Annotated in this window: 12 protein-coding genes; all 12 read left to right on the plus strand. The window is 48.3% G+C overall.

The features are described 5' to 3' along the window. Positions 1-7 precede the first annotated feature (7 nt). A complete protein-coding gene (gene ispG / locus BLT15_RS04570) occupies positions 8-1,105 on the plus strand; it encodes a flavodoxin-dependent (E)-4-hydroxy-3-methylbut-2-enyl-diphosphate synthase (RefSeq protein WP_089759128.1) in 1,098 nt (365 codons plus the stop codon). A gap of 4 nt (positions 1,106-1,109) precedes the next feature. Continuing rightward, positions 1,110-2,819 (plus strand): proline--tRNA ligase, encoded by a 1,710-nt coding sequence (locus BLT15_RS04575; protein ID WP_089759130.1) that lies wholly within the window; start codon positions 1,110-1,112, stop codon positions 2,817-2,819. 34 nt (positions 2,820-2,853) lie between these two features. After that, positions 2,854-7,113 carry a PolC-type DNA polymerase III gene (locus tag BLT15_RS04580; protein ID WP_089759132.1) on the plus strand — a complete coding sequence of 1,420 codons (4,260 nt, stop codon included), beginning with the start codon at positions 2,854-2,856 and terminating at the stop codon, positions 7,111-7,113. A gap of 327 nt (positions 7,114-7,440) precedes the next feature. Beyond that, positions 7,441-7,911 carry a ribosome maturation factor RimP gene (locus BLT15_RS04585; RefSeq protein WP_234985510.1) on the plus strand — a complete coding sequence of 157 codons (471 nt, stop codon included), beginning with the start codon at positions 7,441-7,443 and terminating at the stop codon, positions 7,909-7,911. Between the two features lie 12 nt (positions 7,912-7,923). Then, positions 7,924-9,174 (plus strand): transcription termination factor NusA, encoded by a 1,251-nt coding sequence (gene nusA, locus BLT15_RS04590; protein WP_089759134.1) that lies wholly within the window; start codon positions 7,924-7,926, stop codon positions 9,172-9,174. A gap of 60 nt (positions 9,175-9,234) precedes the next feature. After that, positions 9,235-9,492, plus strand: coding sequence for a YlxR family protein (locus BLT15_RS04595; protein WP_234985511.1), 258 nt, complete (start codon positions 9,235-9,237; stop codon positions 9,490-9,492). A gap of 64 nt (positions 9,493-9,556) precedes the next feature. Then, on the plus strand, positions 9,557-11,620 hold the full coding sequence (gene infB, locus BLT15_RS04600; protein WP_089759135.1) for a translation initiation factor IF-2: 2,064 nt from the start codon (positions 9,557-9,559) through the stop codon (positions 11,618-11,620). Positions 11,621-11,649: 29 nt separating this feature from the next. Then, positions 11,650-12,093: a 30S ribosome-binding factor RbfA gene (rbfA, locus tag BLT15_RS04605; protein WP_089759137.1), complete on the plus strand. Its 444-nt coding sequence runs from the start codon at positions 11,650-11,652 to the stop codon at positions 12,091-12,093. A 5-nt stretch (positions 12,094-12,098) separates the two neighbouring features. After that, positions 12,099-13,115: a DHH family phosphoesterase gene (locus BLT15_RS04610; RefSeq protein WP_089759139.1), complete on the plus strand. Its 1,017-nt coding sequence runs from the start codon at positions 12,099-12,101 to the stop codon at positions 13,113-13,115. Next, positions 13,108-14,028: a tRNA pseudouridine(55) synthase TruB gene (gene truB / locus BLT15_RS04615; RefSeq protein ID WP_089759141.1), complete on the plus strand. Its 921-nt coding sequence runs from the start codon at positions 13,108-13,110 to the stop codon at positions 14,026-14,028. The genes BLT15_RS04610 and truB overlap by 8 nt, the downstream gene beginning before the upstream one ends. 24 nt (positions 14,029-14,052) lie before the next feature. Continuing rightward, the gene (locus BLT15_RS04620) at positions 14,053-14,979 is read left to right on the plus strand and encodes a bifunctional riboflavin kinase/FAD synthetase (protein WP_089759143.1); all 927 of its coding nucleotides are present in this window, start codon (positions 14,053-14,055) and stop codon (positions 14,977-14,979) included. A gap of 122 nt (positions 14,980-15,101) precedes the next feature. Further along, positions 15,102-15,368, plus strand: coding sequence for a 30S ribosomal protein S15 (gene rpsO / locus BLT15_RS04625; RefSeq protein ID WP_089759145.1), 267 nt, complete (start codon positions 15,102-15,104; stop codon positions 15,366-15,368). Positions 15,369-15,371: the final 3 nt, after the last annotated feature.

The raw sequence follows: 15,371 nt of genomic DNA on the forward strand, positions 1-15,371 counted from the left end.
AGGAAGGATGCCCTTCAGTTCATCCGAAAAATTACCCGAAAAGTTCAAAATAGAGCGCAGGGTGAGAACGGTTGAAATAGGTGATCTCAAAATTGGTGGTGATCATCCGGTTTCTATCCAGTCCATGACCACCACCAGCACCGCTGATGTGGAAAAAACTCTGGCCCAGATCAAAAAGCTGGATGAGGCGGGCTGTGAACTGATCAGACTGGCCGTTCCCAGCAGCGAGGCCGCCCGGGCTTTAAGTTCTATCTCTTCGGCTGTCGATGTTCCGCTGATGGCCGATATTCATTTTAACCATCGGCTGGCTTTAAAGTCCCTTGAGGCCGGCATCGACGGGCTCAGAATAAACCCCGGCAACATCGGGGGAAGATCGGAAGTAAGGGAAGTGGTGAGGGCCTGTCAAAATCGCGGGGCGCCGATCAGAGTGGGCGTCAACAGCGGTTCTCTGGAGGATGAGATCAGGGAAAAACACGGAGGCCCCACGGCTGAAGCTATGGCTGAAAGCGCTGCCCGGCAGGTGGATTTTTTGCAAGAGCTGGGATTTGAGGACTATCTTGTCTCCCTCAAATCCACCGATGTCAACACCAACACGGCTGCCAATCTTATTTTCGCCCAAAAATACGACTGCCCCCTCCATATAGGGATCACCGAAGCCGGTTTTGGCCGCAGCGGAGAGATCAAATCGGCGGTGGGGATGGCCAGTCTTTTAAGCCGCGGTGTTGGAGATACGATGAGGATCTCCCTGACCGGCGATCCGGTGCGGGAGATCGAGGTTGGTCGCAAGATTCTTGCCAGTCTGGGTGAACGCAGTTTTGGGCCGGAGGTTATATCCTGCCCTACCTGCGGCAGGACCGAGATAGACATCGAAAAAATAGCCGCTGAGATAAAAAAAGCGCTGCAGAATTTTTCCAGCGAACTGAAGGTCGCTGTCATGGGCTGTTCGGTCAACGGTCCCGGCGAAGCTTCTCAGGCTGACATAGGTCTGGCCGGCGGCCGCGGCACAGGTTTGATTTTTAAAGAAGGCGAGGTAATCAAAAAAGTTCCCGAGGAGGAGATGATCAAAGCTCTTCTCCAGGAAATAAAGCAAATGGAGTGTGATTAAATCGATGAAACTTTCGGAATATTATCTTCCCACGCTCAAGGAAGAACCGGCTGATGCTCATATACCCAGCCACAGATTGATGCTCAGGTCGGGTATGATCCGCAAGCTTTCCGCCGGAGTATATAGCTATCTGCCGCTGGGTTACAGGGTTATCAAGAAAATTCAGAGTATAGTAAGAGAGGAAATGGACCGCAAGGGCTGTCAGGAGCTTTTGATGCCGGCCATGCAGACGTCTGAAATCTGGAAAGAATCCGAACGCTGGGAGGATTTTGGTCCCCTGATGATCAGATTTGAGGATCGTCAGGAGAGAGAATACTGTCTGGGCCCCACCCACGAAGAGGTGGTTGCCGACCTGATAAGAGATGAGATAAAATCCTATAAGAAGCTGCCCTATAACCTCTATCAGATCCAGACCAAGGTCAGAGACGAGATAAGGCCCCGATTTGGGCTCATGAGGGCCCGTGAATTTATCATGAAGGATGCCTACAGTCTCGATCTCGATTTTGAAGGGCTGGACGAAAGCTATCAGGATATGTATGAAGCTTACTCGCGCGTTTTTGAACGCTGCGGGCTCGATACCCGGGTTGTAGAGGCTGACACCGGCGCCATGGGCGGCAAAGATTCACATGAATTTATGGTGCTGGCCGATTCCGGCGAGGATGATCTGGCCTTCTGCACCGAATGCGAATATGCAGCCAATGTCGAGCGGGCCACTGCTGATTTTGAACTGGAAGAAAGCGCTGAAAAAGCTGAATCTCTGGAAAAAGTACATACACCGGGGGCGACCACGATCGAAGAGCTGGAATCGATGCTGGAGGTTGACTCCAGCCAGATGGTCAAGACCATGGCCTATTTTGCCGATGAAAAACCGGTCGTGGCTTTAGTGCGCGGGGATGATCAGTTAAACGAAGTAAAACTCAGAAATTATTTCGAGGCTGTGACGCTCAGACCGGCCGAGGCCGAAGAGTTCTCCGAACACTTTGGCAGTGTCGCCGGTTTTATAGGCCCTGTTGACCTCAAAGATGATGTGGAAATAGTTGCCGATCGGCGCATTCAAAACATGAGCAGTGCTGTTACCGGAGCAAATGAGCGCGATTATCATCTTATCAACGTCGAAATAGATCGCGATGTCGAAGGCCTGCGGGAATACACCGATCTAAGAGAGGTTAAAGAAGGAGATTCCTGCCCTAAATGCGGGGCCAGCCTCGAGATAAAAGCCGGTATTGAGGTCGGCCATATCTTCAAGCTGGGCACCAAATATAGCGAGAGCATGGGCGCTACATATCTCGACGAAAACGGCAGCGAAAAGCCTATAGTGATGGGCAGTTATGGCATAGGCATCTCGCGTCTGGCTGCTGCCGCAATCGAACAAAACCATGACGATAAGGGTATTGTCTGGCCGAAACCGCTGGCTCCCTTCCAGGTGGAAATTTTGGCGCTCGGAAATTCGGACGAAGTTGAAGAGGAAGCCAAAAAACTCTATCAGGAGCTGCAGGCAGAAGGAGTGGAAACTCTGCTCGATGATAGAGATGAGCGAGCCGGAGTCAAATTCAATGATGCCGAGCTGATCGGCATACCTCTGCAGGTTATAGTCGGCAGCCGTTCTCTTTCCGAGGGCAAAGTAGAGGTCGAGTTCAGAGAGAGCGGCGAGCAGTGCAATATCGATCGAGATGGTGCGGCTGAAAGACTCACGGAGATGCTGGAAGATATCTAAAGGTAGATTTTATAAATTATTTGGAGGTAGTCAGATGTCCAGAGCTTTAAAACTCCCCGGCGAGAAGAAAACTGTAAAATATATCGTGGTTGACGGCGATAAAAAAGAGATTTTGATAATGGCTCGCGATGGGGAAGACAGAGATAAATACAATTCAGATAGGCTGGAGGAAATTCGCAGCAGACTGGTTGAAATAATTGAGAAATCAGCCGTCTCAGCAAACTGGCAGATAAAAACGATCGCAAATTTGAAGCTGCAGCGGGAGATAGAATTGATCTGGCCCGAGCTGACCAAAAGTCTTCCTGAAGAGCTGGGTTTTGCCACCAGCTGGTTTGCCAGAGCCCGGCCCGAAATGGACGAAAATGGCAGGCTGATCGTCAGAAGCGAGAGCAGCCTTGCCTGTAAATCGCTTGACTGCAGGGAGCTGCGCAATTATCTCAGAAAAAAAGTCGCTCGGTACACGGGAGAGTCTCTCCAGGAGATAGATTTCAAAAACGGTGATTTTGTTCCCCGGAAAAAAAGCAGCTGCTCAGCTTCAGAAGCTGGCAGCCAGCAGAAAAGGGGCAGAAGATCTTCTGAAAAGAAAAATAATGGCCGGAAAAATAACGGCTCTTCGCGCCAGAAGAAAAAAATGGTTCTCTTCGGCAGCAGAATATCCGATAACAGGCGCACATTTTCTCTCGATGACATTCCCGAAGAGGGCAGCGCAGTTGTGGAAGGGGAGCTCTTCGAGGTAGATTCCCGTAAAACCCGCAATGGCAAGACTCTTTATATGTTCTCTATGACAGATTATATCAGTTCTTTGAAGATAAAAGTTTTTGTGAACGATGGGAGCGAATTTGCCCGCCTGCCGAAAGAGGGTGAGACCATTCGGGCAGCCGGCGAGCTTCAATATGATCGTTACAGCCGGGAGACCACCATGATGGCCGACGATATCAATCTCATTCCCGCTCAAAAACGGGAGGATAATGCCGAAGAAAAGAGAGTCGAGCTGCATCTGCATACAAAGATGAGCCAGATGGACTCGGTAATAGATGCGAAAAAAGCCGTGAAAAGAGCATCCAGCTGGGGCCATGAGGCCCTGGCTGTTACCGATCATGGCGTCGTTCAGGCCTTTCCTGATGCCTATGAAGCCGCCAGAGAGGAAGAGATCAAGCTGATAATGGGTCTGGAGGCTTATCTGGTCGATGACGGCGAGAAGATCGTGGTCAACCCCGGGGATTCCAGGCTGAATGAGCTGAGCTTTGTCATCTTCGATCTTGAGACCACCGGTCTGGAGAGCAGTCAGGATCGGATAATCGAAATAGGAGCGGTAAGAGTCGAAGATGGAGAGATAGTCGAAAGCTACTCTCAGCTGATCAACCCGGAAAGGGTTATCTCCGGCAAAATCGAGGATCTGACCGGTATCAGCAATGCTGATTTGAAAGGGGCCCCGACCGTGGACGAGGTGCTGGAGGATTTTCTGGCCTTCTGTCAGGACGCAGTTCTGGTGGCCCATAATGCGGATTTTGATTATTCTTTTTTGCGGCAGGAATGTTTGCGATCTGACTGCAGCATACCCAGAAAGCCCCTGCTGGATACGCTCGCTTTGAGCCGGGCCCTGCTGCCCGAGCTTAAAAGTCACAAATTAAACAAACTCTGCGATCATTTTGAAATTGAGCTCGAGGATCATCACAGGGCTGAAACAGACGCGGAAGCCACAGCCAGACTTTTGCTCAGGCTTTTAGACAGGGCTGAAAACTCCCGGGCAAACCCGGAAAAACTCAGGGATATCAATGATCTGGCCGATAATATCGACTGGAAAAAACAAAATTACCGGCACGCGGTGCTATTGGCCCGCAACAAATCGGGACTCAAAGATCTGTATTTTCTTGTTTCCCGCTCTCATATCCATAATTTTTACGGCAAACCCAGAATTCTAAAAAGCGAGCTGGAGAAGTTTCGCGATAATCTGCTGGTGGGATCAGCCTGCGAAGCGGGAGAGGTGTTTCAGGCGGTTCTGCAGCAAAAAAGCGAGGGAGAGCTCAAAAAAACAGCTGATTTTTATGATTATCTGGAAATTCAGCCGCCGGGCAACAATAAATTTATGATTCCCGACAGGGTTAGTTCCCTCGCGGAGTTGAAAAAAATAAATGAGAAAATATACGAGCTGGGCCAAAAGCTCGATAAACCTGTGGTGGCAACCAGCGATGCTCATTATCTCGATGAAGAGGATGCCATTTATCGGCAGATACTTCAGGCCGGACAGGATTTCGACGACGCTGATAAGCAGCCGCCCATTTATTTTAAGACCACAGAGGAGATGCTATCTGCCTGCGATTATCTGGGCGAGGAGCGCAGCCGCGAGGTGGTTATCGAAAATCCCAAAAAAATCAGCGGAATGATCGAAAGGTTAAACCCCATACCTGAGGGTCTGCATACTCCGGAGATAGAAAATGCCGATGAGAAGGTGCGTGAGAATTCTTTTGCCAAAGCCCATCGGCTTTACGGCAGTCCGCTGCCTGAGCGCGTAAAAATCAGGCTGGAAGAAGAGCTTTCGGCGATTATAGATAACGGTTATGCCGTGATTTATCTCATATCTCATAAGCTGGTACAGAAATCGCTCGATGACGGTTATCTGGTCGGGTCCAGAGGATCGGTCGGTTCTTCTCTGGCTGCCTATATGATGGATATAACAGAGGTCAACCCCCTGCCGCCGCATCACCGCTGTCCCGACTGCTGTCATGCGGAGTTTGTCGATGAGCGCGAGGATATAGTCGGGGTCGACCTGGGAGACAAAACCTGTCCTGAATGCGGAGAGGAGATGGACGCTGATGGATTTGATATTCCTTTTCCAGTATTCATGGGTTTTGATGGCAACAAAGTTCCCGACATAGACCTGAATTTTTCTGGAGAATATCAATCCACCATTCATCGCGAGACGGAAAAGCTTTTCGGCGAGGAATACGTTTTTAGAGCTGGAACAATTTCCACCATAGCTGACAGGACCGCCTATGGATTCGTCAAAGGCTATATACAGGATCGGGATCTGGAAAAGCGCAGCACGGAGATCAATAGACTGGTAGACGGCTGCACGGGCGTGAAAAGAACCACCGGTCAGCATCCTGGCGGGCTTATGGTTGTGCCGCGCGATATGGATATCCACGATTTTACCCCGGTCCAGCGGCCTGCCAACGATCAGGATAGCGGGGTAAAGACCACCCATTTTGATTACCATGCCATCAGCGGCCGCATTCTCAAGCTGGATCTTTTGGGGCATGATGATCCTACCTCGATCAGAAAACTACAGGATTTGACCGGCAAGGATCCGCTGGAGATCAGCCTGGATGATGAAAATACCATGTCGATCTTTTCCGGAATCGATGAGCTCGATATGGAGGAAAACCCTCTTGATCTCGAGGTGGGGACTCTGGGCGTGCCCGAATTCGGCACTTCTTTTGTACGGGGGATGCTCACCGAAACCAGGCCGAATACCTTCGCTGAACTGGTCAGAATAAGCGGTCTATCTCACGGAACCGATGTCTGGCTTAATAACGCCCGCCAGCTGATCAGATCGAACACGGCGGAATTGAAGGATGTTATCTCGGTCAGGGATGATATAATGAATTATCTGATACAGAAGGGAATCGCTGAAAAGAGAAGTTTTGAGATAATGGAAGATGCGCGCAAGGGCCGGGGATTGAACGATAAACAGCGGCAGATTTTGGTCGATCACGGCGTGCCCGACTGGTATATCGAGTCATGTGAAAAGATAAAATACATGTTTCCCAAAGCTCATGCTGCCGCCTATGTCATGATGGCCTTCAGGATAGCCTATTTTAAGGTTTATCATCCGGCAGAATTTTATGCCACCTACTTTTCCAATAATTCCAGCTGTTATGAAGCGGGCCTGATAAACCGCGGTTATGAATATGTGCTCGATCATCTTGATAGTTTGAGGGAGAAAGGAAACGACAGAACTCCCAAGGAAAACAACCAGCTCTCGCTTCTGCATATAATAGTGGAAGCTATGAACAGAGGGCTGGAATTTCTGCCGGTCAATATTTATGAATCCGCACTCAATGATTTCCAGCTCAAGGAGGATGACAGGCTTTTACCTCCTCTGGTGGCCGTGCAGGGCCTGGGATCGACCGCCGCCGAGAATATAGTGCAGGCCAGAAAGAACGGTGAGTTTATGTCCGTGGAAAACTTTGTAAATAGAACAGGTGTATCCAGCACAGTGGTTGAATCTCTGCGGGAAAACGGAACATTCGAAAACATGCCCGAACACAATCAGCTCTCGCTCTTCGAATAAAGCTTGCTTTTGCCGATCTAAGCCGGCGGTTTAATCCTTGCATGTTGGTTAATGCTGTGGTATTATTAATAAGGAATATGCATTGAACAGGAATTATTATTTGATCTCAGGAGAGGAGTGGGTTAAACCCACTCCTTAATTAAATAATTGGATAGAAGTGCTGGAATCTGTAAAGCGAAGTGATACCGGAAACTTTCGAGTTTAGCGGGGGGAGAACGATTTTTGGTAAAAACTAAACTCAAACACAGGAAAAATTTCATCGTGAACAGAGGATTTTAAAAATGAATAACGAACAGAGGATAACAAGTTCAAAGGAGATGATGTGCAGTGAAGACTTCCGAAAGAGTAGCCGGCCGGGTTGAAACCATGCTAAGTGGTGAAGATCTCGAGCTCGTCGCCGTCGATTACGTAAAAGAAGGCTCCGAAAGAGTTTTGAGAGTTTTTATCGAAAATAGAGAGGGAGAGGTTGATCTGGAAGACTGCGAAAGAATAAGCAGAGGGCTTTCCGACTGGCTGGATGAGGAGGATTTTATCTCGGAAAGCTATATTCTTGAAGTGTCCTCGCCAGGACTGGAAAGACCTCTCAGAGGCAGAGAGGATTTTTCCAGATTTGCCGGCGAAAATGTCTTTATCAGGACCTATGCTCCTATCGAGGATAAAAAGGAATTCACCGGAATTCTTCAGGGGATAGATGATGACACCGTCGAGGTGATGCTCAAGGAGAACGGTAAAAGAGTGGCGCTGCCCTACAGCAGCATCGCCAAGGCGCGTCTAGATGTAGATTTTCAGCTGGAATGAGGAGGCTAAGATATGAATTTTGATTTTCTTCAGGCCCTCGACGATATAGAACAGGAAAAAGATATTCCCAAAGAGATTTTGATCGATGCGCTGGAGACAGCGCTGGAATCAGCCTATAAAAAAGATTATGGTTCCAAGGAAAATGTCCACGTAGAGGTGGATACCGATCGAGGGGAGGTAAAGGTCTACTCCCGCCGACGTGTGGTCGAGGAAGTGGACAATGAAAATTTTGAAATAGATATGGAAAGAGCGCAGGAAATCGATTCTGAGGTCGAAATAGAGGATGTAATCGATGTGGAGATAACCCCTGCTGACTTCGGTCGAATAGCTGCTCAGACGGCCAAACAGGTCATCATGCAGAGGATTAGAGAGGCCGAGAGAGATGTAATTTACGAGCATTATAAGGAAAAAGAGGGCGAATTTATAACAGGCACCATTCAGCGATTTCAAAATGATCATATTTTGATAGATATGGGCAAGACGGAAGCTCTTTTGCCCCCTTCCGAGCAGATCGAAGATGAAAATTACGAGGTCGGGGACAGGATAAAGCTGTATATAGTCGAGGTGAGCTCTACCACCAAAGGACCGAAAATTTTGGTCTCGAGAACCCATCCGGGATTACTATTGCGGCTTTTCGAAATTGAAATACCGGAAATATTCGACGGCACCGTGGAGATAAAGGCAGTGGCCCGAGAGGCCGGCAAAAGATCAAAAGTTGCCGTAGCCTCCAATGAGGAAGATGTCGATGCTGTTGGAGCCTGCGTGGGCCCTCGGGGCAGCCGGGTGCAGGCCATAGTCGATCAGTTAAATGGCGAGAAGATAGATATTGTGGAGTGGAATCCTGACCCGGGCGAATTGATTGCCAATTCTTTAAATCCCGCCGAGGTCAAAGAGGTCAATATAGATGAAGAGGAACAGGTGGCAGAAGTTGTTGTTCCTGACTTCCAGCTTTCGCTTGCCATAGGTAAAGAGGGGCAAAATGCCCGTCTGGCTGCTAAATTAACCGGCTGGAAGGTCGATATTAAAAAAGAATCTGAGTTCGAAAGCGGAGGTGAAGAAGAAACCTCTCCTACAGATAGCGAAATTGATTCAGAGAAGGCTGAAGAACCTGAAAGCGAATCTCAGAGTGCAGAAGAGGACGAAAATATAGGAGATGAAGAGGAGATTGAAGATGAGGACGAGGGGCTAGAAGAATCATCGAATTCGGAAGAGCTTTCTGAGCAAGAACAGGCTGAAACAGCTGAAGATGAAGTGATTGATTAAAAAAGTGCCCTTTGAGGCCAACCTAATTCTATCTGACTTCCAATTAAGGAGGGAAATTTCTTGAGCGCCAGCCCGCTGGAAGAATGTGCAGGTTGCGGTGATCTCAGGGACGAAATTGAACTGATGAGAGTGGTTAATAATAAAGGTGAAGTAAAAGTGGATCCGGGGTCCGATCTGCCGGGCAGGGGGATCTATCTTTGTCCTCAGGTGAAATGTCTGGATTTAGCCTGTGAGAAAAACGCTTTAAAGCAGGAGCTGAAAGTTGAAATAACAGACGAACTGTACGAATCGCTGGTTGAGGAGATCAAACATGGATAATTTGAACAGGTAAAGATGCAGTACCGCTGCATTTTAAGCTGTATTTTTTACGGAGGTGGTTCTTTTGGGAAAATTGAGAGTATACGAACTGGCCAGGGAGATGGATTTAGAGAGTCTGGAGGTAGTTGATCTGCTTCAGGACCTGGATATTGATGTATCAAGTCACATGGCAACTATAGATGATGAAACTGCCGAGCTGGTCAAAGAAATTTATTACGAGGACCAGGGGCAGCAGAGCGAAACCGAAAAAGAAACTGAAGATACATCCGCAGACGAAAAATCTGAAGATACGGAAACAAAAGAGCGGCAAAGACAAGAATCTGAGGACTCATCTTCAGCAGTCCGGACGCGGGAAAAAACTCTGCCGGAGATTGCCCCTCCGGTAACCGTCAAGGAGCTGGCTGAAACTGCCGGCATCCCCTCCAACCGGTTGATAAAATCCCTGATGGGACTCGGTATTATGGCCAATATCAACTATTCTCTGGAAGAGGATACTCTGGAGGAAGTTGTTGAGGAGCTCGATCTGGATGTGACAGTTGAAAGCGGGGAAGAGGAAGATATCGAACCCTGTTCTGATCTCAAAGTTATGACCGATTTTGAGGACAGGGATGAGGATTATGAACTGAGACCTCCGATAGTGACTGTAATGGGTCATGTCGACCACGGCAAAACCACTCTGCTCGATGTAATTCGTGAAACCAAAGTGACCGAGACCGAAGCCGGAGGGATCACCCAGCATATTGGAGCCTATCAGGTCACCGTAGAAGGAGAAAAGATCACCTTTATCGATACACCCGGACACGAGGCATTCACCTCCATGCGGGCCCGGGGAGCTCAGATCACCGATATAGCAATTTTAGTTGTAGCTGCCGATGACGGTATCATGCCGCAGACTGTCGAGGCGATCAATCACGCTCAGGCAGCGGAAATACCGATGCTGGTCGCCATAAATAAAATAGACAAGCCCAATGCCCAGCCCGAACAGGTAAAACAGCAGATGACTGAATACGGGCTTGTGCCCGAAGAATGGGGAGGAAAAACCATATGCGTGGAAATCTCCGCTCTGCAGGGAGAAAATATAGATGAACTTCTGGAGATGATAATCCTGCAGGCCGAGATTGAAGAGATTATGGCCAACCCCCATCGTCCGGCCGAGGGCGTCGTTATCGAAGCTGAGCTCGATAAAGGTCGGGGCCCGGTAGCTACAGTGCTGATCAAAAACGGCACACTCAATGTGGGCGATAATGTTCTGGCCGGTTCAGTCTGCGGCCGGGTGAGGGCTATGATAGATGAACATGGACAGCGGATCGAGAGGGCCGGTCCGGCCACTCCGGTAGAAATTTTAGGATTTTCCGATGTTCCGGCTGCCGGTGATTTTCTCCAGGTGCTCGCGGACGAACAGCGGGCGAGAGAGGTAGCTGCTGAACGCAAAGAAGAACAGCTTGAGATCAGAAGAAAGGCCGATACCGGAGTCACTCTCGAGGACTTTTATGAGCAGGTCCAGGAGGGTGAAATTCAGGAGCTCAATCTTATCATCAAAGCCGATGTACAGGGTTCGCTCGAGGCTCTGCGCCAGGCTTTAAAGGATATGAGCACCGATGAGGTTGGTATAAATATTATCCACACCGGTGTGGGTGCCATAACCGAGACCGATGTCGATCTGGCCAGCGCTTCCAATGCTATCATCATCGGATTCAATGTTAGACCCGGCCTTAACTCACAGCAGTATGCTGAAAAGGAAAAGGTCGATATCCGCACCTATAGAGTTATATACAAGACGCTTGAAGATATCAGAGATGCCATGGAGGGTATGCTCCAGCCCGAATTAAAAGAAAGAGTCAGAGGACATGCCGAGATCAGACAGATCTTCAAGGTTCCTGATATCGGTAATGTGGCCGGAGTATATATCAGAGACGGAATTGTAAATCGCAATTTCCAGGTGAGAGTCATAAGAGATGGCATCGTAAAACATGAAGGAGAAATTTCCTCCCTCAAACGCTTCGAGGATGATGTCAGAGAGGTCAAAGAAGGATATGAATGTGGAGTTGGTATAGCCAACTATGATGATATAAAAGAGGGAGATATCCTCGAATTTTACGATTATAAAGAGGTTAAGCGTACACTTTAACCTCCGGTTTTAAAAGAGAGGTGAGAGCTATGGTCAAAGAACGCGACAGAAGACTGGGCGAACTTTTAAAAGAGGAGATCAGTAAGATAATCAGAAGAGAGGTGAGAGATCCCCGCATAGGTGATTTTGTCTCGGTCACCGAGGTCGATGTAAGCGGTGATCTGAGGCATGCCAAAGTTTATATCAGTGTGATGGGCAGCGAGAAAGAAAAGCAGGAAACCATGGACGGTCTGAGCGAAGCCAACGGTTATATTCGCTGCCTTGTAGGGGAGAGAATAACAGTATACCACACGCCTGAGCTGGTCTTTAAGTACGACGAATCTATCGAACACGGTATTCACATCTCCGAAATAATCAAAGAAGCCCGGGCCGAAGACAAACAGGCCATGGAAAAGCGTCAGAACAGCGATCAGGAGAATGACAATGAGGAAACCGCTGACAGCGGTGAAAAGCAGGAAGAAAGAAAGGATTAGAATAAATGAATCCAGCCACTCCATTTACTTCTGAAAGCGATAATATTTCCGTCCTTCTGCAGGCCTTTGAGAGGGGCGGAAGTTTCTTTTTAATGGGACATATAGATCCTGACGGAGACTGTCTGGGCGCGCTGGCGGGCCTGAGCAATTTGCTGGCCGGTGCTGGTGGAGATAACGAGATTATCGTATACGAGGAAATACCCAAAAAATTTGAGCTGGCATTTTCCGGGTTAAAAACTGGAGTTTCTCTGTATGATGAGGATATTCCTCTCGAGGACTGCGATGCTCTTATAGCACTGGACTGCAGCGATATCGACAGGTTAAAACCGGCCCGCGATAGATTGGAGCGGATAAGAGAGCAAAGCGGCCGACCTCAGCTCATCAACATAGATCATCACGAGGATAACAGTCATTTTGGAAATATAAATCTGGTGGTTCCTTCCGCAGCCGCTACGGGAGAAATAATTCTCGATCTGGCCGAAAAAGCCGGCCTGGAAATCGATTTTTCTGCTGCCCGGGCGCTGGCGCTGGCCATACTGGCCGATACCGGTTTTTTCCGCTACAGCAATACCAGCCGCAGGGTGATCGAAAAAGTTTTGAGATTGATGGATGAAGGAGTGGACCTTTACGAAATTAACCGCAGCCTTTATGCCAGTCACAGGCCGGGAGTTATCCAGCTTTTAGGGCGGGCTCTTACCTCTTTGAGAACTGCTGCCGGAGGGAAGATAGCCTACCTCAAATTGAGAAACATAGATTATCAGCTCACCGGAACCGGTCCCGAAGATAGAGAAGGATTTGTCAATTACGCCCGCGATATCGATGGGGTGGAGGTCGGCCTTATTTTCAGCGAGGAAGAAGAGGGTATTAAGGTCAGCTTCCGTTCCAATGAATATCTCAGGGTCAACGATATAGCCGGAAAATTTGGGGGCGGAGGCCATCCCCGGGCGGCCGGCTGTCTTCTTGATTGTGACCTGGATAAAGCGGTCGAGACCATTATCGCTGAGGTGGAAAAACATGTCTAAAAAAGCCGGCATAATCAATGTTTTCAAGCCGCCGGGCATGACATCCTTTGATGTCGTGGACTGGCTGCAGAAATTTCCAGGCGTACACAGGGCGGGACATACCGGCACTTTAGATCCCCGGGCAGCGGGGGTTTTGCCTGTCTGCTTGAACAAAGCCACGAAAATTATTCAATTTTTGCCCGGCGATAAAAAAGAATACCGCTGCCAGATCGAGCTGGGCATCAAAACAGATACCCTCGATAAAGAGGGGGAAGTTCTGGCAGATTCTGAACTGCCCCGACTGACGCGCGAGGAACTGGAGGAAATTCTGGAGAAATTTCGCGGAGAAATAGAGCAGTTACCTCCCATGTACTCAGCCGTGAAAAAGGATGGTAAAAGGCTTTATGAGCTGGCCCGCTCCGGCGAGAAAGTAAAAAGAGAGCCGCGAGAGGTGACGATAAAAAATCTGGAACTCATAGATTTTAATCCTCCCTGTTTAACCCTCGATATAACCTGTTCGCCGGGAACCTATATCAGATCTATTGCCCGGGATATCGGGGAAGAACTGGACTGCGGAGGGATCCTGAGCTTTTTGATAAGAAATGCTTCCGGGAATTTCACCCTTGATTCGGCGCTGACCTTTACCCGGATAGCTGCAGCTAAAAAACTGGATGATATCATGATGGATCCTACCGAGCCGCTTACCTATCCGGAGCTCAATGTGAAGAAAAAAGCGGTTGAGCAGGCTGTTAACGGCAACCTTCTGCCGGAAGAAGCTTTTGAGGAAGTTATTCCGGAGTCAGATCTCGATGAAAAAGATCAGAGGTTTATTATCAGGGGTCCGGAGGGTATGTTTATTTCAATAAGCAGATTGAGCAAAGATGAAACCGGCAGGGTTTTTAAGCCTGAACGCGTTTTTAATCTCTGGGTATAGTCAGCAAAGCTGGAGGTAAATAAGATGAAGGTATATAAAGATGATGAGTTTTCTGAATACCAGGATAAAGCCACTTCCCTGGCTCTGGGAACTTTCGACGGCCTGCACCGGGGACATCAAAAGGTCATCAAAAAAGCCAGAAATAATGCCAGGTGCAGTGATCTAGCCGCAGGAATTTTTTCTTTCGTTCCCCATCCCCGCCGGGTGCTTAATCAGGAGGAAGGGCCGAGGGTAATATGTTCTCAGCGGCAGAAAAAAGAAATACTGCAGGAAATTGGCCTCGATTATTATTTTTGTCAGGAGTTCACCGAAGAATTTTCGCGGATGAATTTTAAGGATTTTATCGCCGGTATCCTCTGCGATGAGCTGAAGAGCGGGCAGCTGGTGGTGGGTAAAGATTTTACTTTCGGCCACAGAGGAGAAGGAACGAGCCAGGATTTAAAAAAAATGGGCAGATATCTGGACTTCGAAGTAAAGATAGTTTCCCCTCTCAGAATAAAGGGTAAAAAAATATCAAGCACCAGGATAAGAAAGTTGATTTCGGAAGGAAGAGTGGGAAAAATTCCTCCCCTTTTGGGCAGAAAATTCGCCCTGGCCGGCAGAGTTGTTCACGGTTCCGGTCGGGGTCATGAGATAGGTTTTCCCACGGCCAATCTCGAACTGGAGGCTGATTATGTCAGGCCCAAAAAAGGAGTTTATGCCGGTTATGTCGTTCATGAGGAGAAAGAGTACCGCTCTATAGCCAATTTTGGCAGAAATCCCACCTTTTCGGAGGAGGATTTTCGGGTAGAAATTCATATTCTCGATCTGAAAGAGGATAGAGATTTCTACGGCAGCCGGCTGGAGTTCACTCCGGTGGAGTTTATTCGCGAAGAGCAGAAATTTGATTCGGTTGAGGGGCTCAAAGAGACGATAAAATCCGATATTCTTTACACCAAAAAAATTTTATGATATTCTGAAATAGGTGGAATGAGAAGTTGTATCTGATTTTTTACTACCCTGACTGGGATTTGCGCTCACACCGGCGGAGTCTCGGTCAGCGGTTTATACCAGCATAGGGAGGTGTAGTTTAAATGATTACCAAAGAAGAAAAACAGGAAATAATCGAGGAATACCGGCGTGAAGAGGGCGATACGGGCTCGCCAGAAGTGCAGGTAGCGCTTTTAACCGCCCGTATTAAGGATTTAACCGAACATCTTAAAGATCATAAGCTGGATCACTCTTCGCGCAGGGGATTGATCAAGATGGTGAGCAAAAGAAAAAAGCTGCTAAAATATCTCAAGAATAACGATATCGAGAGATATCGTGAATTTATTGAAGATATTGGTATAAGAGGATAGATC

Source organism: Halarsenatibacter silvermanii (assembly GCF_900103135.1).
In the GTDB taxonomy this organism is placed as follows: Bacteria; Bacillota; Halanaerobiia; order Halanaerobiales; family Halarsenatibacteraceae; genus Halarsenatibacter; species Halarsenatibacter silvermanii.